Here is a 20,024-nt window from a genome sequence, read left to right on the forward strand (position 1 = left end):
CAAAACCGACCATACTTCACAAGTCAATTGATCCAGATCACTTACACCATCAATTGATTTCCCCCAACGCGACCAAAGGTCGCACCCGTGCAGCACTGCCGCAGGCGTATCATTACGCCACTGCAAGAGCCTATTTTTGACCCCGGTTGGCACGTACTGGCCGAGGCAAATCTCCACCGCCGTGGGATGCAATGATGAGCAACCAAATACCGGTACATGACGTTACCCCGCCTGCCAAAAACGCCAGTCAGTCCGTCGACCTGTATGCGTCGCGAGAGAAAATCTACACCCGCGCCTTTACCGGCTTGTTCCGCAACTTGCGGATGCTGGGCGGCGCCGTTTTGTTCCTGCTGTACTTCGGCACGGTGTGGCTGAACTGGGGCGGGCATCAGGCGGTTTGGTGGAACTTGCCGGAGCGTAAATTCTTCATTTTTGGCGCGACCTTCTGGCCCCAGGATTTCATTCTGCTGTCGGGCATTCTGATCGTGGCCGCCTTTGGCCTGTTCTTTATCACCGTGTACGCCGGTCGCGTGTGGTGTGGCTATACCTGCCCGCAAAGCGTGTGGACCTGGATCTTCATGTGGTGTGAAAAGGTCACCGAAGGCGACCGCAACCAGCGCATCAAGCTCGACAAGGCGCCGATGGGCGCCAACAAGTTCCTGCGCAAATTCAGCAAGCACACGCTGTGGCTGTTGATCGGCTTTGTCACCGGCATGACGTTCGTTGGCTACTTCTCGCCGATCCGCGAGCTGGTGTTCGACTTCTTCACCGGCCAGGCCGACGGCTGGTCGTACTTCTGGGTCGGCTTTTTCACCCTGGCCACCTATGGCAATGCCGGCTGGCTGCGCGAACAGGTGTGCATCTACATGTGCCCGTACGCGCGCTTCCAAAGCGTGATGTTCGACAAGGACACCCTGATCGTTTCCTACGACCCACGCCGTGGCGAAGTGCGTGGCCCGCGTAAAAAAGGCACCGACTACAAGGCCCAAGGCCTGGGCGACTGCATCGATTGCACGATGTGCGTGCAGGTGTGCCCCACCGGTATCGACATCCGCGACGGCCTGCAAATCGAGTGCATCGGCTGCGCTGCGTGTATCGACGCGTGCGACAACATCATGGACAAAATGGAGTACCCGCGCGGCCTGATCAGCTACACCACCGAGCACAACCTGTCGGGGCAGAAAACCCATAAATTGCGCCCGCGTCTGATCGGTTACGCGCTGGTATTGCTGGCAATGATCAGCCTGTTGGTCGGTGCATTTTTCATGCGCTCGCTGGTCGGTTTCGACGTCAGCAAAGACCGTGTGCTGTTCCGTGAAAACGCCGAAGGCCGCATCGAAAACGTCTACAGCCTGAAGATCATGAACAAGGACCAGCGCGACCACACCTACGTGCTCGACGCCTCGGGCCTGCCGGACCTCAAGCTGCAGGGTCGGCGCGAAATCAAAGTGGCGGCCGGGGAAATCCTCAGCCTGCCGGTCGAGTTGTCGAGCGCACCAGAGCAACTGCCGTCGAGCACCAACGAGGTGACATTCATCCTCAGGGATGCCGATGACGACAGCGTCCACATTGAAGCCAAGAGCCGTTTCATCGGCCCACAAGTTCGTTAACAAGAGAGCACGACAATGCCCGCAGCTACTGCCGCAAGCCCTTGGTACAAGCACCTCTGGCCGTGGATCATCATTGGAATCCTGACCTGTTCGGTGACCTTGACCTTGTCCATGGTGACCATTGCGGTGAAGAACCCGGACAACCTGGTCAACGACAACTATTACGAGGCCGGCAAAGGCATCAACCGTTCCCTGGACCGCGAACTGCTGGCCCAGACCCTGCAACTGCGCGCCGCGGTGCACCTGGACGAACTGACCGGTGAAGTCGACCTGCACCTGACCGGCAACAGCAACCCGACCACCCTGGAACTGAACCTGATTTCTCCGACCCAGCCGGAGAAGGATCGCAAGATCAATCTGGCGCGCAGCGACAGTGAACCGGGCCGCTACATTGGCCAGGTCACCGACAAGGTCGAAGGCCGACGCTTTGTGGAATTGCTCGGTGTCGAAGGCGACAGGACCTGGCGCCTGTTCGAAGAAGAACAGGTCAGCCACGACAAGGACGTGCTGCTGGGTGATGAGCCGTTGCAGGGCGCTGAAGACCTGAAGAAGTAATAAGCCTGCGCTTCGCGCATCGCGGGCAAGCCGGCTCCCCATTGCTGTGGGAGCCGGGCTTGCCCGCGATGAGGCCCTCCCAGCCGACTAAGATCTAAACCCATGAGCACCCCAACCCCCTGCTACCACTGCGCCCTGCCCGTCCCGTCCGGCAGCCGGTTCACCGCCGTGATCCTCGGCGAGCGCCGCGAACTGTGCTGCCCGGGCTGTCAGGCGGTGGCCGAAGCCATTGTGGCCGGCGGGCTGGAAAGCTATTACCAGCACCGCAGCGATGCCTCGGCCAACCCCGAAGCGCTGCCGGTGCAATTGGTGGACGAGTTGGCCCTGTACGACCGCGCCGACGTGCAAAAACCCTTTGTGCGCCATGACGGTGATCTCGCCGAAACCACCTTGTTGATGGAAGGCATCAGCTGCGCGGCCTGTGGCTGGCTGATCGAAAAACACCTGCGCAGCCTGCCGGCGGTGGCCGAGGCGCGGCTGAACCTGTCCAACCACCGCCTGCATGTGCGCTGGGCCGACGCGCAATTGCCGCTGAGCCAGTTGCTCAGCGAGCTGCGCCATATTGGCTACGCCGCCCACCCTTATCAGGCTGACCGCGCCGCCGAGCAGTTGGCCGGCGAAAACCGTCTGGCCTTGCGCCAATTGGGGGTGGCGGGGTTGCTGTGGTTCCAGGCGATGATGGCGACCATGGCCACTTGGCCCGAATTCAATATCGACCTGAGCCCGGAGCTGCACGTGATCCTGCGCTGGGTGGCGATGTTTCTGACCACGCCCATCGTGTTCTACAGCTGCGCGCCCTTCTTCAAAGGTGCGCTGCGCGACCTGCGCACGCGCCACCTGACGATGGACGTGTCGGTGTCCCTGGCGATTGGCGGCGCGTATCTGGCCGGCATCTGGACCGCTATCACCGGCGTCGGCGAGCTGTATTTCGACGCGGTGGGCATGTTCGCGCTGTTCCTGCTGGCCGGCCGTTACCTGGAGCGCCGAGCGCGGGAACGTACGGCCGCCGCCACCGCTCAACTGGTCAACCTGTTGCCCGCCTCGTGCCTGCGCCTGAAAGCTGACGGCCAGAGCGAACGCATTCTGCTCAGCGAATTGGCCGTGGGTGACCGCGTGCTGGTACACCCCGGCGCGGTGCTGCCGGCAGACGGCGTCATCCTCGACGGCCAGTCAAGCATCGATGAAGCCCTGCTCACCGGCGAATACCTGCCGCAGCCACGCCACGTGGGCGATGTGGTGACTGCCGGCACACTCAACGTCGAAGGTGCGCTGACGGTTGAGGTCCGCGCCCTGGGCCATGACACGCGCCTGTCCGCCATCGTGCGCCTGCTGGAGCGCGCCCAGGCCGAAAAACCGCGCCTGGCGCAAATCGCCGACCGTGCTGCGCAATGGTTTCTGCTGTGCTCGCTGATCGCCGCGGCGTTGATCGGCCTGCTGTGGTGGGAATTGGATGCCTCGCGGGCGTTCTGGATTGTGTTGGCGATGCTGGTGGCGACCTGCCCGTGCGCGCTCTCTTTGGCCACGCCAACCGCCCTCACCGCCGCCACGGGTACGCTGCATAAACTCGGGCTGTTACTGACTCGCGGGCATGTGCTGGAAGGCCTGAACCAGATCGACACGGTGATTTTCGACAAGACCGGCACCCTGACCGAAGGCCGCCTGGCGTTACGTGCGACCCACCCCTTGGGCGCGCTGAACAGCGATGATTGCCTGAGCCTCGCCGCCGCCCTGGAAAACCGCTCCGAACACCCGATTGCGCGGGCTTTTGGCCGTGCGCCGCTGGCCGCCGAAGAAGTCCTGAGTTTCCCCGGCCTGGGCCTGGAAGGCCGTGTGGGTGAGCGCCAACTGCGTATTGGCCAACCGGGATTTGTCTGCCAATTGAGCGGTTGCCCAACTCCCGTCTCGCCAGACGACGCGGGCCAGTGGCTGCTGCTGGGTGATCGTGACGGCGCACTCGCCTGGTTCGTGCTGGATGACCGTCTGCGCAGCGACGCGCCGGCCCTGTTGGCGGCATGCAAAGCGCGCGGTTGGCGCACGTTGCTGCTGTCCGGTGACAGCTCGCCGATGGTCGCCAGCGTCGCCTGCGAACTGGGCATTGACGAAGCCCACGGCGGCCTGCGCCCCGACGACAAACTGCAGGTGCTGCAACAGTTGCACAAGGAAGGCCGCAAGGTGCTGATGCTTGGCGATGGCGTCAACGATGTGCCGGTGCTCGCCGCTGCCGACATCAGTGTGGCAATGGGCTCGGCCACGGACCTGGCGAAAACCAGCGCCGATGCCGTGCTGTTGTCCAATCGTCTCGACGCGCTGGTGCAGGCCTTTACCCTGGCGCGGCGCACCCGTCGGGTAATCCTCGAAAACCTGCTGTGGGCCGGGCTGTACAATGGCCTTATGCTGCCGTTTGCCGCGCTCGGCTGGATCACGCCGATCTGGGCGGCGATCGGCATGTCCCTCAGCTCGTTGACTGTGGTGCTCAACGCCTTGCGCCTGACTCGCCTGCCGAGCGCGCCGACTGCAAGCGCCCCCTTAGTAACCCGCCCGCTGCCGGCCTGAGCCGCGTGGGCATGGAGTGCAGATGCCAGCTCTATACGTGATGATTCCAGCGGCGCTGCTGTTAGTCGGCGTCGCCATCTACATCTTCTTCTGGGCAGTGGACAGCGGCCAGTACGACGACCTCGACGGCCCGGCCCATAGCGTGCTGTTTGACGATCAGGACCCGAACCACCTGGCGGCTGTCGACGAAGCCAACGGGCCCGAGCAACCGCCCAAAGATCCGCCCCATGCTTGAACTGGCGCCGCTGCTGGTCTCTGCGCTGATCCTTGGCCTGCTGGGCGGCGGCCATTGCCTGGGCATGTGCGGCGGGTTGATGGGCGCACTGACCCTGGCGATCCCCAAAGAGCAACGCAGTCGGCGCTTTCGCCTGCTGCTGGCGTACAACCTGGGGCGTATCCTCAGCTATGCCGCCGCCGGCTTACTGATCGGCCTGGCCGGCTGGGCGGTGGCCAACAGCCCGGCGGCGATGTTCATGCGTGTGCTTGCCGGTTTATTGCTGATCAGCATGGGCCTGTACCTGGCCGGTTGGTGGAGCGGCCTTACGCGCATCGAAAGCCTCGGTCGCGGCTTGTGGCGCTACCTACAGCCCGTCGCCAACCGTTTGCTGCCGGTGTCCAGCCTGCCGCGCGCGTTGCTGTTGGGCGCGCTGTGGGGCTGGCTGCCGTGCGGCCTGGTCTACAGCACGTTGCTGTGGGCGGCGAGCCAGGGCAATGCCGCGGACAGCGCGTTGCTGATGCTGGCGTTCGGGCTCGGCACCTGGCCGGTGTTGCTGGCGACCGGGCTGGCCGCTGAACGCGTCACAGCCGTGCTGCGCAAACGCAGCGTGCGTGTGGCGGGAGGCTTGCTGGTAATTCTATTTGGCCTGTGGACCTTGCCCGGTCCGCATCAGCACTGGCTAATGGGCCATTAATCGCCATGTGGCATAGCGCCGCTCCCCGTTGATGCAAATCAACATGCCCTGCCCGGCGCGCCCCTAGACTCGGCCCACTAGCCAATCCGGGGGACCGCCCGCATGCTCGACGCCATTCGTTGGGACACAGATCTGATTCACCGCTACGACTTGGCGGGGCCGCGCTACACGTCCTACCCCACCGCCGTGCAATTCGACAGCCAGGTCGGCACTTTCGACCTGCTCCACGCCCTGCGCGACAGCCGCAAGGCCGTGCGCGCCCTGTCGCTGTATGTGCATGTGCCGTTCTGCGCGAACATTTGCTACTACTGCGCCTGCAACAAGGTCATCACCAAGGACCGTGGCCGCGCCCAGGCTTACCTGCAACGCCTGGAGCAGGAAATCCAACTGGTGGCCTGCCACCTCGACCCGAAACAGCCGGTCGAGCAGTTGCACTTCGGCGGCGGCACACCGACCTTTCTGAGCCACGACGAACTGCGCCAGGTCATGGCACGCCTGCGCCAGCACTTCAATTTGCTCGACGATGATTCCGGCGACTACGGCATTGAAATCGACCCGCGTGAAGCCGACTGGGCGACCATGGGCCTGCTGCGTGAACTGGGTTTCAACCGTGTGAGCATCGGCCTGCAAGACCTCGACCCCGAGGTGCAGCGTGCGGTCAACCGCCTGCAGAGCCTGGAAGAAACCCGCGCCGTGATCGATGCGGCGCGCACCTTGCAGTTTCGCTCGATCAATATTGACTTGATCTACGGGCTGCCCAAGCAAACGCCGATCAACTTCGCACGCACCGTGGAGGAAGTGATCAGCCTGCAACCGGATCGCCTGTCGGTGTTCAACTACGCGCATTTGCCGGAGCGTTTCATGCCGCAACGGCGGATCAACACCGACGACCTGCCCTCCCCGGCGGAAAAACTGCTGATGCTGCAAACCACCATCGAGCAGTTGACCCGCGCGGGCTATCGCTACATCGGCATGGACCACTTCGCGCTGCCGGATGACGAACTGGCCATCGCCCAGGAAGAAGGCACGTTGCAGCGTAACTTTCAGGGCTACACCACCCACGGGCATTGCGACCTGATCGGGCTGGGCGTGTCGGCGATCAGCCAGATCGGCGACCTGTACTGCCAGAACAGCAGTGACCTCAACCACTACCAGAACGCCCTGGCCGGTGCGCAACTGGCTACCAGCCGTGGCTTGGTGTGCACCACGGATGATCGGTTGCGGCGCGAAGTGATTCAGCAGTTGATCTGCACCTTCAGCCTGAAATTCGAGCAGATCGAACAGGCCTTCAACATCGATTTTCGCGGCTATTTCGACGAGCTATGGCCGCAGTTGCAGACGATGGCCGCCGATGGCCTGATCGAGCTAGATGCTCAGGGCATTCGCGTATTGCCTGCCGGGCGTTTGCTGGTGCGCTCGGTGTGCATGGTGTTCGATGCCTACCTGGAGCACCAGAACAGGCAACGATTCTCGCGGGTGATCTAGGCCTGAATTATTTGGACAGCAGCGTCATTGCTTCCATTTGAGCTTCAGGCGACTCATCTTTCAGCGACTTGGACAACTGCCCCTGAGCGGTCATCAACCCGGACTGAATCGAAGCAATATCCCCCTGCAAACCGGCGACCTTCGCCTGGCGTGCCTCCGGGCTCAGGGCCGTGTCATTCATGGCTGCTGAAAGCTGAGCCATCTTCTCGGCAAGCTGTTTCCTGAGTTCGCGGATCATTTTCAGCAGCTGTTTGATGTTGTCTTTCAGATTGCTGTCGTCGATGTCCTGGTTAGGGTTGCTACCGGCTTGAGAAGCCTTGAGCCCTGCCCCGGATATCTTCACCACCACACCTTCGCCGGGCGTGGGTGGAGGCGCAGGTTTGTCATCGACCTTCTTGCCCGCAAGCGCATCAGCGGCCGTCAAAACCTGCGGGGCCTTGGTAGTAATGACAGGGTTATTGAAAGGGATTACCGACATGACCTGAGCTCCAGCTCATAGGGATTCACCTATGTATCGGCGTCGATACATAAACCTTTATGCACGTGCCGCTTTTTTGTACACGCTGGTCTGATCCCCCCTCGGTGCGTTACCCTTACGTCTTATGTGTGTTTTCCCACAAGGATTTAAGAAATGTCCGAGCCAGTCAAACTGCGCGCTCACAGCCAGGCTCACTGCAAGGATTGCAGCCTGGCTCCCCTCTGCCTGCCACTTTCGTTGAATCTGGAAGACATGGAAGCGCTGGACGAAATCGTTAAACGCGGCCGCCCGCTGAAAAAGGGCGAGTTTCTGTTTCGCCAGGGCGACAAATTCGATTCCGTTTATGCAGTGCGTTCAGGCGCGTTGAAGACGTTCAGCCTCAGCGACAGCGGCGAAGAGCAGATCACCGGGTTCCACCTGCCCAGCGAACTGGTCGGGTTGTCCGGCATGGACACCGAGATTCACCCGGTGTCGGCCCAGGCGCTGGAGACGACATCGGTGTGCGAAATCCCCTTCGAGCGCCTGGATGAACTGGCCCTGCAGTTGCCGCAGCTGCGTCGCCAATTGATGCGTGTGATGAGCCGCGAGATTCGCGACGACCAGCAGATGATGCTGTTGTTGTCGAAGAAAACCGCCGACGAGCGAATCGCCACGTTCCTGGTCAACCTGTCGGCGCGATTCCGTGCCCGTGGGTTCTCGGCCAATCAGTTCCGCCTGAGCATGTCGCGCAATGAAATCGGCAACTACCTGGGCCTGGCGGTGGAAACCGTGTCCCGCGTGTTCACGCGCTTCCAGCAAAACGAGCTGATTGCCGCTGAAGGCAAGGAAGTGCATATCCTCGATCCGATCCAGCTGTGCGCGCTGGCCGGCGGCTCCCTGGAAGGTTGATCCAGCCGCTTGCGGCCGCGCCAATCGGCGAGGCCGCAGGTATACTTCGAGTCCGTTTTCCGTTCCCAGGACTCTTCGACGATGACCTTCGATTCGTTCGACATCAAATCCCTGATCCGCCCTGTCATCGACTTCCCCAAGCCTGGGGTTATCTTTCGTGACATCACCCCGCTGTTCCAATCGCCCCGCGCCCTGCGCCTGGTCGCCGACAGCTTTGCCCAGCGTTATGTCGAGGCCGATTTCACCCACATCGGCGCGATGGATGCACGCGGCTTTCTGATCGGCTCGATCATCGCCTACCAACTGAACAAACCGCTGATTCTGTTCCGCAAACAGGGCAAGCTGCCGGCTGACGTGCTGGCCGAGGGTTATCAGACCGAGTACGGCGAAGCGTTTCTTGAAGTGCACGCAGACAGCCTGTGCGAAGGCGACTCGGTGCTGATGTTCGATGACCTGATCGCCACCGGCGGCACCCTGATCGCGGCGGCCAATCTGGTGCGGCGCATGGGCGCGAGGATTTTCGAGGCGGCGGCGATTATCGACCTGCCGGAACTGGGCGGCTCGCAACGCCTGCAAGACATGGGCATTCCGACGTTTTGCCTGACGCAGTTTGCGTTGACCGAGCGTTAGTCACTCAGTTGATCTGTGCGTTGCCTAGGTGGCCGTCTTCGCGAGCAAGCCCGCTCCCACATTTGAATGTGTTCACAAATCAAAATGTGGGAGCGGGCTTGCTCGCGAAGAGGCCCTCAAAAACACTGCAGATCAAAGCCCCATCTGCTTGCTGATGATTTCATTCATCACCTCGCGCGTGCCCCCGCCAATCGACAGGATGCGATTGTCGCGGTACAGCCGCTCCACCAAATTGCCGCGCATGTAACCCTGGCCGCCAAGGATCTGCACCGCGTCATAAGTCACGCGGTCGGCGGTGTCGGTGGCCAGGTTCTTGGCCATGGAAATCTCCTTGATCACACTCTTGCCGGCCGCCATCTTCGCCGCCTGGCGGTAGGTGAATTCCCGCGAAACCTCCACCGCCGTGGCCATTTCCGCCAGCCGGTGCTTGAGCACCTGGAATTTGCCGATGGGTTTGCCGAACGCTTCGCGCTGGGTGGCCCATTTGAGACTCTCCTCCAATGCAAGCTGCGCGGTCATATTGGCCATCAGCGCCAGGGCCAGGCGCTCACTCTGGAAGTTGCCCATGATGCAGGCAAAGCCCATGTTCTCGACGCCGATCAGGTTGCCCACCGGCACGCGGCAATCGTCGAAGAACAACTCAGCCGTGTCCGACGCCCACCAACCCATTTTCTTCAGCGGCTGGCCGACCGTGAAACCGGGCGTGTCTTTCTCGATGAGCAATAAGCTGATGCCGCCAAAGCCCGGCCCGCCGGTGCGCACCGCGACCGTGTAGAAGTCGGCACGCACGCCGCTGGTGATAAAGGTTTTGCTGCCGCTCACGCGGTAATGCTCGCCATCGCGGATGGCGCGGGTTTGCAGGTTGGCGACATCGGAGCCGCCACCCGGCTCGGTAACCGCCAGCGCGCTGATCTTCTCGCCGGCCAATACCGGAGGCGCAACACGCTCGCGCACCTCGGGCTGTGCCCATTTGACGACCGGTGGCAGGCCGATATCCAGCGACCCCAGGCCGGCCACCACACCACCGGAGCCGCAGCGCATCAGCTCTTCGCTGGCGGCGACCTTGGCGAACAGGTCACCCTCGTGACTGCCGCCCAGGCTTTCGGGGTAACCAATGCCGAGGATTCCCGCCGCGCCGGCCTTGAGGTACAACTCACGCGGAAAGCTTTGCGCTTCCTCCCATTGCTCAATGCCCGGCAACATCTCACGCTCGACAAAACGGCGCACGCTGTCGCGAACCAATTGGTGGCTGGGGTCGAAGTAGTCCTGATAGGCAGACATCGGCAAGCTCCACGGTGGGGTGGAGCGAAATTACCAAGCGCTTGCTTGGTTTTCAAGGTCCCCCTTACACCACAAAACCACTGTGGGAGCTGGCTTGCCTGCGATGGCGTTGGAGCAGAGACGTCGATGTCGCCTGACACTCCACCATCGCAGGCAAGCCAGCTCCCACATTTGAACAGCGGTGTGGCTTAGAGGGCGATCGGCTTGCGGCCTGCAAACGAATGCGCCAGCGTCCCGCCGTCCACCAATTCCAGCTCGCCGCCCAACGGCACGCCATGGGCGATGCGCGAGGTAATCAAGCCTTTATTGGTCAGCAGCTGGGCGATGTAATGCGCGGTGGCTTCGCCTTCCACCGTCGGGTTGGTCGCCAGGATCACCTCGGTGAACGTGCCCTGCTCTTCTATGCGCGCCACCAGTTGCGGAATGCCGATGGCTTCCGGCCCCAGGCCATCGAGCGGCGACAAATGGCCCTTGAGCACGAAGTAGCGCCCGCGATAGCCGGTCTGTTCCACCGCGTACACATCCATCGGCCCTTCCACTACGCACAGCAGCGTGTCGTCGCGACGCAGGTCGGCGCATTGCGGGCAAAGGTCTTCTTCGGTGAGAGTGCGGCATTGACGACAGTGGCCCACACCGGTCATGGCCTGGCTCAAGGCCTGGGCCAACCGGGTGCCACCGCTGCGATCACGCTCCAGCAGTTGCAGCGCCATACGCTGGGCGGTTTTCTGACCGACACCCGGCAAGGTGCGCAAGGCGTCGATCAGTTGGCGAATCAGGGGGCTGAAGCTCATGAGCGAATGGTCCGACAAAACAACGAGACGCGGTTTATACCCGCGCCCCGGATTAGCGTCAAATGGTCAATCCTGCGCGACGCGTACTACCAACTTGCCGAAGTTGCGTCCCTCGAGCAAACCGATAAAGGCTTCGGGCGCCTGCTCCAGGCCCTCCACCACGTCTTCGCGGAACTTGATCTTGCCGTCCCGCACCCACGGCGCCATGGCGCTGAGGAATTCGGGCTGGCGATCGCCATAGTCGTCAAACACGATAAAACCCTGGATGCGCACGCGTTTGGTCAGCAAGGTGCGCTGCAACGCGGGCAGTCGGTCCGGCCCGCTTGGGGCTTCATGGGCGTTGTAGCCGGCAATCAGGCCGCACAAGGGAATGCGTGCCTTGGGATTGAGCAGCGGCAACACCGCGTCGAAGACCTTGCCACCGACGTTTTCATAATAGATGTCCACGCCGTTGGAGCACGCCAGGGCCAGCTCTTGGGCAAAGTTGGCGCTCTTGTGATCGACGCAGGCGTCAAAACCCAGCTCGTCCACCACGTAGCGGCACTTGTCTGCGCCACCGGCGATGCCCACCACGCGCAAGCCCTTGAGCTTGGCCACCTGGCCCACCACCGAGCCGACTGCGCCGGACGCCGCCGCGACGACCAGGGTTTCGCCGGCCTGAGGCTGACCAATATCCATCAACCCCATGTACGCCGTCATGCCCGGCATCCCCAGCACACCCAGCGCCATCGACGGGCTGGCCAGGCCACCGGGCACCGGCATCAGGTTACGGCCGTCGCTGATGCTGTGGCTCTGCCAGCCCGTGGAACCGACGACCAGGTCGCCAACTTCAAATTTCGGATTACGCGACTGCTCAATACGGCTGACAGCGCCACCGGTCATTACCTCGTCGATTTCCACCGGCGCCGCGTAGGACGGTGCGTCGCTCATGCGGCCGCGCATGTACGGGTCGAGCGACAGGTACAGCGTTTTCAAGAGCACCTGGCCGTCCGCCAGCTCCGGCAGGTTCACGCGCTCCAGGCGAAAGTTTTCCGGGGTTGGCGCACCTTGCGGGCGCGAGACCAGCACGATGCGCTGGTTAAGAATGGGTTCTTGAGGCATGAGGGGGCTCCTTTATCGAATGCGTCGGTATAGGGTGCAGACCATGCTTGCCACGCCAGGGTTCGATTGGATCGGCACAAACAAAAATGCCAGGCACTGGGCCTGGCATTTGATTCTAGCCAAGGCTAGACCATCAGAACGGCATCTTCATGCCCGGTGGCAGTTGCATGCCAGCGGTCACGCCGGACATTTTGTCCTGACTGTTGGCTTCGATCTTGCGCACGGCGTCGTTGACGGCCGCGGCGAACAGCGCTTCAAGCATTTCCAGGTCATCTTCGCTGGTGCCTGGCAATACGCTTGGGTCGATGCTCACGCGCTTGATGTCGTGACGACCGGTCATCACCACGCTAACCATATCGCCACCGGCTTTACCGGTGACTTCGGCGTTGGCCAGTTCTTCCTGCATCTTGGCCATCTTTTCCTGCATCTGCTGCGCCTGCTTCATCAGGCCGGCCATGCCACCTTTCATCATGGGAATCACCTCAAAAGTACGTGGATCAATTAATAGCCCGGTGTCATGACGCTTGGGGCACCGGGGCTTCGACAGGTTCAATAGTATCGTGACGCACGACCGCACCGAACTGTTGCATCATTTGCTGGATGAGCGGATCAGCCTGGATCGAGTTCTCGGCATCACGCTGACGGTTGATGCGTCGGCGTGTCGCGGCCTGGGCCGGGGTTTCCTGCTCGGGCTTGATCAACTCGATGGTGATGGTCAGCGTGCGCTCATGGTACTGGTTCAATGCATCGTTGAGCCGACGTTGCTGGGTCGCGTTGAACAGCGCGCTGTGCGCCGGGTCCAGGTGCAACAACCAGTGGTCGCCATCGATGGCAATCAAGGTGCAGTTGGCGGCGATGCTGCCGGTCATGCCGGAGATCGGCAACTTCGGAAACAATTCCAGCCATTGCAGCGCCAGGCCGGTGGCCGGGGCCGCAGCCGGTTCCGCCTCGGGCTCGGGTGCAGGCTCAGCGGTGTGTTCGCTGGCCAGGTCATCGAGGTAGCTGTAGGCCGAATCCATGTCCGGCTCGATGTAATCTTCGTCCAGTGGCGGTTCATCATCGAGGTCGATACCGGGTGTTGCGGCTTCAACCTGGGCGACGGTCGGCTCTGGAACCGGGGCAGACACCCACTCGGGTGCGTCCGGCACCACGCTGTCGGGCGTCGGCGTCGGCATTGGTGTCAGTTCGGGCTGCTCACCGCTGGTTTCCAGCACAGGCTCCACGGCAGGCTGCAGTTCGACGTCGGGCTCGGCGTCTACCGGGTCATTCCACGGCAGGTCGACCACGGCTTCGGGCTCGGGCTCAGTCACCGGCGCCGGCGCGATGGCTGGCGTCACCGGCTCTGGCGCAGCCACTACCGGCTCAGGCGCGGGCGCCACGGGCGCAGGCGCAGCAACTACTGGCGCGACTACGGCCGCGCCAGCCACTGGTTTGGCGGAATCAACTGTGGCCTGGCTGATCCCCACTGGCTTTAGCGGCTGTCTCGGCGCGTCGGCCGCATCCGCCGGTCGGAACGCCAGCATCCGCAGCAGGACCATTTCAAAGCCACCGCGCGGGTCCGGTGCCAGCGGCAGGTCGCGGCGCCCGATCAGGCCCATCTGGTAGTAGAACTGCACATCTTCGGCCGGCAATGCCTGGGCCAGCGCCAATACGCGGTCGCGGTCGCCATGGCCGTTGTCGACACCTTCAGGCAACGCCTGGGCGATCGCAACGCGGTGCAAGACGTTGAGGATTTCCGACAGCACGCCGTTCCAGTCCGGGCCTTGTTCCGACAAGTGGCGCACCGCTTCAAGCAACGCCTTGGCGTCGCCCTCGATCAGCGCGTGCAGCACGTCGAACACCTGGCCATGGTCGAGGGTACCGAGCATGGCGCGCACGTCGGCGGCCATCACCTTGCCTTCGCCAAAGGCGATGGCCTGGTCGGTGAGGCTCATGGCATCGCGCATCGAACCATCGGCCGCGCGGCCAAGCAGCCACAGCGCGTCGTCTTCGAACGGCACGTTCTCGACACCCAGCACGTGAGTCAAATGCTCGACCACGCGCTCAGGGGTCATGTTTTTCAGGGAAAACTGCAGGCAGCGCGACAGAATCGTTGCAGGAAGTTTCTGCGGGTCGGTGGTGGCCAGGATGAATTTGACGTACGGCGGCGGCTCTTCCAGGGTTTTCAACAACGCGTTGAAGGAATGGCTGGAAAGCATGTGCACTTCGTCGATCAGGTAGACCTTGAAGCGGCCACGGCTCGGTGCGTACTGCACGTTATCGAGCAACTCGCGGGTGTCTTCGACCTTGGTGCGGCTCGCGGCGTCGATCTCGATCAAGTCGACGAAACGCCCTTCATCGATCTCGCGGCACACCGAACACGTGCCGCAAGGCGTCGAAGTGATACCGGTTTCACAGTTCAGGCATTTGGCGATGATGCGTGCGATGGTGGTCTTGCCCACCCCTCGCGTGCCGGTGAACAGGTAGGCGTGGTGCAGCCGTTGGCTGTCCAAGGCATTGATCAGAGCCTTGAGCACATGGGTCTGGCCGACCATTTCGCGGAACGAGCGCGGACGCCATTTACGTGCAAGAACCTGATAACTCATCGAAAACCGTCGCAACTGGGAAGCGGAAGCCGGTAATGCTAGCGGAGCAAGGGGGAAATTGCATCCGGCACGCTCGTCTAATCTGACTAAGCTCTGCTCAATGGGCCCGCAAAGGCCTGAACCCGGAGAGTGTATGCGCGTAGTCCTGGGCGCCTTATGGATGATTTCCCTTGCCAGCCTCGCGGCGCCTGCGCCGTTGCGTTTCTCGGTTTCCGACAGCTGGGCGATGCCGATGGCCCAGGTGGAGGACAGCCAGCCCACTCAGGGCATTTTGTATGACTTGATGTTAAGCCTGGCCACCCAGGTCGGGCGCCCGGCCGAGTTTCACGTGCTGGCGCGGGCACGCATCGCCAACGCCATGGCGCATGGCGACATTGATGTGCGCTGTTATGTCGCCCAGGCCTGGGTCGACAGCCTGTCCGGCGACTACACCTGGAGCGTGCCACTGATGGTGCAACGCAATGTGCTGGTAAGCCGCCACGCGACGCCGCAGCCTGCAGAAGTCGGCACGCTGACGCCTCAGCCGATCGGCACGGTGCTCAACTACCGCTACGCCGTCCTCGACCCGCTGTTTGCCACTGGCCAGCTCACCCGCGACGATTCGCGCAGCGAAGCCTTGGTGCTGCAAAAGCTGGTCGCCGGGCGTTTTGAATACGCCGTGATTAACGAATGGATACTCGAACGCTTCAATTTGAACCTGCCGCCGAACCAGCGGCTGCAAAAGATCGCGATCATCGACGAGCAAAGCCTGGGTTGCATCGTGCGCAACGACCCGAACGTGCCGGTACAGCGGATCTTGCGTACGCTGCTGCGGATGAAGATGTCGGGGGAAATCGACGACATCATCAACCTGTACACCGGCGAAGGTGAGCGATCACCGCTCACTCCTGACAAGAACTGACAGGGCATCCCTCTAGACTGGGCGCACTTGAACGCCCATTCCCAAGGAGCCTGCAATGCACACCGTCGCCCATTACTTCCTGCTCTACGTCGACAGCCCGGCCACCAGTGCCAACTTTTATAGCCGCCTGCTGGATAAGCCGCCGGTGGAACTGAACCCCACCTTTGCCCTGTTCATCCTCGACAACGGCGTAAAGCTGGGGCTGTGGTCGCGCCACACGGTGGAGCCTGCGGCCCGGATGACCGGCGGCGGCGGTGAGGTGGGCTTTTCCCTGCCAGACCAGGCCGCCGTAGACGCCCTGCACGCTCAGTGGGTGGCGCGCGGCGCAACTATCATTCAGTCACCGACCCGTTTGGATTTCGGCTACACCTTTGTCGCCCAGGACCTCGATGGCCACCGGCTGCGCGCGTTCTGCATGAGCGACTGACCGCCAGCGGCCCTCCAGGCTGATGGCCGCCACGCTGGCCAGCACCATCACACCGCCCAGCATCACCTGCACGGCAATGTGCTCGCCCAGCAGCGTCGCGGCCATCACCATGGCGACCGGCGGGATCAGGTACATCGCCACCGACGCTCGGCTGACCTCGACGTGCTTCAACACATAGGCCCAGGCGAGGTACGCCAGGGCGCTGGGGAAAATGCCGAGGGTCAGCACCGCGAGGTTTTCCGGCAGCGGTGCCTGCTCCACGGCATTGGCCAGACCTGGCAGGTTCACGCACAGCATCAGGGTGCCCGCCCACACCATGTAACACGCCATGGTCAGCGGGCTGTAGCGATGGGCATAGTGTTTCTGGATGGCGAAATACACGCTCCATGACACTGCCGCCAGCACAATCAGCAAACCGCGCGGGTCAATATCGCCCACGCCATGATCGCCCCAGATCACCACCAGCACGCCAAGCAAGCCCAGCAACACACAACCCCAGCGCCAGGCACTGACGCGCTCTTTCAAACACAAACACGCAATCAGCACACTGAACAGTGGCGCCGACTGCGCCAGCACGCTCGACGCCGCCGCCGTCACCCATTGCTGCCCATAATTGAGGCTGGTGTGGTGCAAAAACACGCCGAAGAACCCCAGCACCAGTAACCACGGCAGGTCGCGCAAACGCGGCCGGCCAATGCCTACCGCCAATGCCACACCGGCCATGAACACCGACGCAATCAGAAATCGCAGCAACGCCAATTGGCCGGGGCTGTAGCTGTGCAACCCCATGTGCACGCCAATCGGCGAATAGGCCCAACAGAGGATGACGCCGGAGATGACTAGCGTAAGCTTTGCGGGTGACGGGGTATTCATCGGCGGCGTCCGGCAACTGAGTAGGATGCCGTCAGTCTTGGCCCCGGCAAGGCGCAGGACAATTAAGCGTTTCTGACTTCTGAAATCACTGGAACTGAGCAATGGAACTGGCCCAACTGAAAATGGTGCGAGCCGTGGCGCAAACCGGCAGCGTGGCCCAGGCCGCCCTGCAATTGCATTGCGTGCCGTCCAACATCACCACGCGAATCAAGCAGTTGGAAAGCGAGTTGGGCACGCCCTTGTTTATCCGTGCCGGGCGCGGGCTGGCAATCAGTGCCGCCGGGGAAATCTTCCTGGACTACTGCGAGCGCATTCTGGCGCTGGTAGACGAATCCAAACGCGCAGTGGATGCCGACGCCATCCCCCGCGGCACCTTGCGCATCGGCGCGGTGGAATCCAGCGCCAGCGGCCGCCTGCCGCCCTTGCTGGCGGAATACCATCGGCGCTACCCGGACGTCTCGCTCGAACTGGTCACTGGCGCCTGGGCGCAGTTGCTGGACGACCTGCAACACCATCGCCTCGATGTGGCGCTGGTGGCCTGTGGTGGCAAACGCGCCAAGCTTGAACACAGCGTGGTCTACAGCGAACGCCTGGTGCTGATCGCCAGCGCGTCCAGCGCCCCGATCAACAGTGCCCAAGACTTGGCCGGTCGTACGCTGCTGGTATGGCCAGCGGGCTGTCCGTATCGCGCGGCGCTGGAGAACTGGGTCAAACCGCATGCTTTCAAACCGAGCATCGCCAGCTATGCCAGCTGGGGCACGATCATCGGTTGTGTCAGTGCGGGGATTGGCGTGGCATTGGCGCCGGAAGGCATCCTGGCCCGTTATGAGCAGGCCAATCAGTTGGCCTCCTACCGGTTTGAAGAGCTGCAGGCCGTGGACAACCTGCTGTTCTGGCACAAGGACACCCAGCGGCATTTGGCACGGGACGCGTTTGCCGGGCTGCTGCGGGAGACTTTTGGCTGACCCGGGCAGCAAATTTCAGTATTCTTCCGCGAAATTAATTCAAAATGTAAGGGACTACCATGAATTACTTCCGCGTGTTGATAGCGGCGGCTGCGCTGAGCCTGTCTGCCCTACCCGTCTTTGCTGCACCTGCGCCCGCCGACGCCAGCGCGCCGGCTGAAACGGCTGAACACTTCCTCGCCTCACTTAAGCAGAAGACCGGCACGGTCACGCTGCCCAGTGGCATTGCCACGCTAAAGCTCAACGACGAGTTCTACTACCTCGACCCCGCCGACACCGAGCGCCTGTTGACCGATGGCTGGGGCAACCCACCCGGCTTCAAAACCCTGGGCATGATCGTGCCAAAAGCAGTCAGCCCCTTGTCGGAACGCGGCTGGGGCGTGATCGTCAGCTACAAGGCTGACGGGCACGTTTCCGACGAGGACGCGGCAAAAATCGACTACGCCGAACTGCTCAAGCAAATGCAGGAAGAAGACGAGGAAGATAACAAGCAACGTCAGAAACAAGGCTACGCGGGCCTGCACCTGCTGGGCTGGGCCGAACCGCCGCACTACGACGATGCCACCCACAAAATGTACTGGGCCCGCGAGCTGAAAGCCGACGACGCCCAGCAAACCACCCTCAACTACAGCATCCGCGTGCTGGGCCGTGAAGGCGTGCTGGAACTCAACGCCGTCGCCGCCATGGCCGACCTGTCCACCATCAAGCAGGAAATGCCCAAGGTTTTGGCCTTTACCAACTTCACCGACGGCAACCTGTACACCGACTTCAACCCCAAGACCGACAAGCTGGCCACTTATGGCCTGGCGGCCCTGGTGGCCGGCGGGATAGCGGCCAAGGCCGGGTTGTTTGCCAAGATCGGCATCTTCCTGCTGGCGGCGAAGAAGTTCCTGGTGGTCGGCGTTGTGGCGCTGTTCGCCGTGATCCGCAAGCTGTTCAACCGCAACAAGGCCTGAACCCCGGGCATAAAAATGCCGCAACGTGCATGACACGTTGCGGCGCAGGGGTTGGCTCAGTGCTGCGCAGCAGGCTCTGGCGGCTGCGCGCCCGGGCATGGGTTGACGATCGCAAACTCATCCACAGCCGCCATCCCTGGCTTGTAGCCCGGCACCGTTACATAGCGCAGCACCCGATTACCGGTGAGCTTCACAAATGAGCCCTCGATACCGGTGAACACCTTCTGCTGATGGCTCAACAGGTAATCGAAGATCTTGTCCTTCATCGGCACGTTGATTGCGCCGCGCGGCGTGATCGGGGCAAGCATGAAGGCATCAGCGTGGGTAAACACGTAGAAGGTTTCGGGTTTGCCGCGCCCATCCGTCACTTTTGCGCACATCAACTCATCGACACGCAGCGTCCTGACCGGCAGGTAAGACTTGTCCTGATAGAGGGGCGCGGTTCAGCTTTTGGGCGCAGTCAGGCGGCTGTATTGATCCTGGCGGATCCAGCCGGTGAACGAGCGGTCCTTGGCATTGGTGAATTCAACCTGGGCCCAGCCATCTTTGAAAGCCAGTACGCCGACCACATCGTCCTTGACGATATACGGACGCTTGCCCGCACTTTCGCCAGGGGTTTTGAGCAGATAAGCCTTGTCGGCAGTGACCGTCACCAGGCCGATCCACTGTTTGCTGGCGGTTTGGGTCAGGTCCAGCCCGGTGGCGATTTCCGGCATCAGCACGCTGAGGCAACCGGGGTGCTGGCGGCCTTGTTCCACGGTCAGCGTCACGCCATCGGACGAGGCCGTCACGCTGCCAGGGTAGGCGTCGTCGACCCAGGTCGTCAGCGCTTCGGGCGCGCCTTGCAGGTAAAACGTACAAGTGCGGGTTACGCCCTCACCCAACGCTTCCGAATAGAAACCTTCGACTTGATGCTCAGGGGTGACCGCCAGCATCAGCCCTTCGTACTTGCCTGAGTGCAAGGCTGTTTCGTCTGCACATGCAGGCGCGATAGCGCACAACGACAAAACACCCACTGCCAGAAAACGCATCAT

Annotated in this window: 21 protein-coding genes; 12 read left to right on the plus strand and 9 right to left on the minus strand. The window is 62.1% G+C overall.

Translation table 11 applies throughout. The features are described 5' to 3' along the window. The first annotated feature begins 194 nt into the window (after positions 1–194). From ccoG to hemN, 6 genes are all read left to right on the plus strand, one after another. A complete protein-coding gene (gene ccoG / locus FPT15_RS05245; RefSeq protein WP_145159047.1) occupies positions 195–1,610 on the plus strand; it encodes a cytochrome c oxidase accessory protein CcoG in 1,416 nt (471 codons plus the stop codon). Between the two features lie 15 nt (positions 1,611–1,625). Continuing rightward, entirely contained in the window at positions 1,626–2,165 is a 540-nt protein-coding gene (locus tag FPT15_RS05250; protein WP_145159049.1) for a FixH family protein, read from the plus strand. A gap of 102 nt (positions 2,166–2,267) precedes the next feature. Continuing rightward, positions 2,268–4,718 (plus strand): heavy metal translocating P-type ATPase, encoded by a 2,451-nt coding sequence (locus FPT15_RS05255; protein ID WP_145159051.1) that lies wholly within the window; start codon positions 2,268–2,270, stop codon positions 4,716–4,718. Between the two features lie 22 nt (positions 4,719–4,740). Beyond that, the gene (gene ccoS, locus FPT15_RS05260) at positions 4,741–4,953 is read left to right on the plus strand and encodes a cbb3-type cytochrome oxidase assembly protein CcoS (RefSeq protein ID WP_017735332.1); all 213 of its coding nucleotides are present in this window, start codon (positions 4,741–4,743) and stop codon (positions 4,951–4,953) included. After that, positions 4,946–5,629 (plus strand): sulfite exporter TauE/SafE family protein, encoded by a 684-nt coding sequence (locus FPT15_RS05265; RefSeq protein WP_145159053.1) that lies wholly within the window; start codon positions 4,946–4,948, stop codon positions 5,627–5,629. Before ccoS ends, FPT15_RS05265 begins: the two co-directional genes overlap by 8 nt. A gap of 102 nt (positions 5,630–5,731) precedes the next feature. Further along, positions 5,732–7,114 carry an oxygen-independent coproporphyrinogen III oxidase gene (hemN, locus tag FPT15_RS05270; RefSeq protein WP_145159055.1) on the plus strand — a complete coding sequence of 461 codons (1,383 nt, stop codon included), beginning with the start codon at positions 5,732–5,734 and terminating at the stop codon, positions 7,112–7,114. 7 nt (positions 7,115–7,121) lie between these two features. On the opposite strand, the gene FPT15_RS05275 is transcribed toward hemN, so the two are convergent. Continuing rightward, a complete protein-coding gene (locus FPT15_RS05275; RefSeq protein WP_145159057.1) occupies positions 7,122–7,592 on the minus strand; it encodes a hypothetical protein in 471 nt (156 codons plus the stop codon). 153 nt (positions 7,593–7,745) lie between these two features. On the opposite strand from FPT15_RS05275, the gene fnr reads away from it, so the two are divergent. Both fnr and FPT15_RS05285 read left to right on the plus strand, forming a co-directional pair. Then, entirely contained in the window at positions 7,746–8,480 is a 735-nt protein-coding gene (gene fnr / locus FPT15_RS05280; RefSeq protein ID WP_106576340.1) for a fumarate/nitrate reduction transcriptional regulator Fnr, read from the plus strand. An 81-nt stretch (positions 8,481–8,561) separates the two neighbouring features. Next, positions 8,562–9,110 carry an adenine phosphoribosyltransferase gene (locus FPT15_RS05285; RefSeq protein ID WP_145159059.1) on the plus strand — a complete coding sequence of 183 codons (549 nt, stop codon included), beginning with the start codon at positions 8,562–8,564 and terminating at the stop codon, positions 9,108–9,110. Between the two features lie 132 nt (positions 9,111–9,242). Here the strand turns inward: FPT15_RS05285 and FPT15_RS05290 are convergent, their stop codons facing one another. The 5 genes from FPT15_RS05290 to dnaX form a co-directional block, all read right to left on the minus strand. Continuing rightward, the gene (locus FPT15_RS05290; protein ID WP_145159061.1) at positions 9,243–10,391 is read right to left on the minus strand and encodes an acyl-CoA dehydrogenase family protein; all 1,149 of its coding nucleotides are present in this window, start codon (positions 10,389–10,391) and stop codon (positions 9,243–9,245) included. A 188-nt stretch (positions 10,392–10,579) separates the two neighbouring features. Beyond that, complete coding sequence (gene recR / locus FPT15_RS05295; protein WP_106576337.1) at positions 10,580–11,182, minus strand: recombination mediator RecR; 603 nt, start codon at positions 11,180–11,182, stop codon at positions 10,580–10,582. Positions 11,183–11,248: 66 nt separating this feature from the next. Next, a complete protein-coding gene (locus tag FPT15_RS05300) occupies positions 11,249–12,283 on the minus strand; it encodes an NADP-dependent oxidoreductase (RefSeq protein WP_145159063.1) in 1,035 nt (344 codons plus the stop codon). Positions 12,284–12,416: 133 nt separating this feature from the next. After that, on the minus strand, positions 12,417–12,755 hold the full coding sequence (locus FPT15_RS05305; RefSeq protein ID WP_083357362.1) for a YbaB/EbfC family nucleoid-associated protein: 339 nt from the start codon (positions 12,753–12,755) through the stop codon (positions 12,417–12,419). 43 nt (positions 12,756–12,798) lie between these two features. Beyond that, positions 12,799–14,868, minus strand: coding sequence for a DNA polymerase III subunit gamma/tau (gene dnaX / locus FPT15_RS05310; protein ID WP_145159066.1), 2,070 nt, complete (start codon positions 14,866–14,868; stop codon positions 12,799–12,801). A 133-nt stretch (positions 14,869–15,001) separates the two neighbouring features. On the opposite strand from dnaX, the gene FPT15_RS05315 reads away from it, so the two are divergent. Together FPT15_RS05315 and FPT15_RS05320 are read left to right on the plus strand one after the other, a co-directional pair. Further along, positions 15,002–15,769 (plus strand): ABC transporter substrate-binding protein, encoded by a 768-nt coding sequence (locus FPT15_RS05315; protein ID WP_145159068.1) that lies wholly within the window; start codon positions 15,002–15,004, stop codon positions 15,767–15,769. Between the two features lie 55 nt (positions 15,770–15,824). Further along, positions 15,825–16,196 (plus strand): VOC family protein, encoded by a 372-nt coding sequence (locus FPT15_RS05320; RefSeq protein ID WP_145159070.1) that lies wholly within the window; start codon positions 15,825–15,827, stop codon positions 16,194–16,196. Here FPT15_RS05320 and FPT15_RS05325 read toward each other — a convergent pair. Further along, positions 16,110–17,069: a DMT family transporter gene (locus FPT15_RS05325; protein ID WP_145159072.1), complete on the minus strand. Its 960-nt coding sequence runs from the start codon at positions 17,067–17,069 to the stop codon at positions 16,110–16,112. The genes FPT15_RS05320 and FPT15_RS05325 overlap by 87 nt on opposite strands. 101 nt (positions 17,070–17,170) lie before the next feature. Between FPT15_RS05325 and FPT15_RS05330 the strand changes: the two genes are divergently transcribed. Together FPT15_RS05330 and FPT15_RS05335 are read left to right on the plus strand one after the other, a co-directional pair. Then, on the plus strand, positions 17,171–18,034 hold the full coding sequence (locus FPT15_RS05330) for a LysR family transcriptional regulator (protein WP_145159074.1): 864 nt from the start codon (positions 17,171–17,173) through the stop codon (positions 18,032–18,034). A gap of 59 nt (positions 18,035–18,093) precedes the next feature. Continuing rightward, positions 18,094–18,990, plus strand: a complete 897-nt coding sequence (locus tag FPT15_RS05335; protein WP_145159076.1) for a DUF2167 domain-containing protein — start codon at positions 18,094–18,096, stop codon at positions 18,988–18,990. Positions 18,991–19,046: 56 nt separating this feature from the next. Here the strand turns inward: FPT15_RS05335 and FPT15_RS05340 are convergent, their stop codons facing one another. Further along, positions 19,047–19,370 (minus strand): hypothetical protein, encoded by a 324-nt coding sequence (locus FPT15_RS05340; RefSeq protein ID WP_145159078.1) that lies wholly within the window; start codon positions 19,368–19,370, stop codon positions 19,047–19,049. 63 nt (positions 19,371–19,433) lie between these two features. Then, positions 19,434–20,024 (minus strand): hypothetical protein, encoded by a 591-nt coding sequence (locus tag FPT15_RS05345; protein ID WP_145159080.1) that lies wholly within the window; start codon positions 20,022–20,024, stop codon positions 19,434–19,436.

It is taken from the genome of Pseudomonas sp. RGB (assembly GCF_007713445.1).
Lineage (GTDB): Bacteria > Pseudomonadota > Gammaproteobacteria > Pseudomonadales > Pseudomonadaceae > Aquipseudomonas.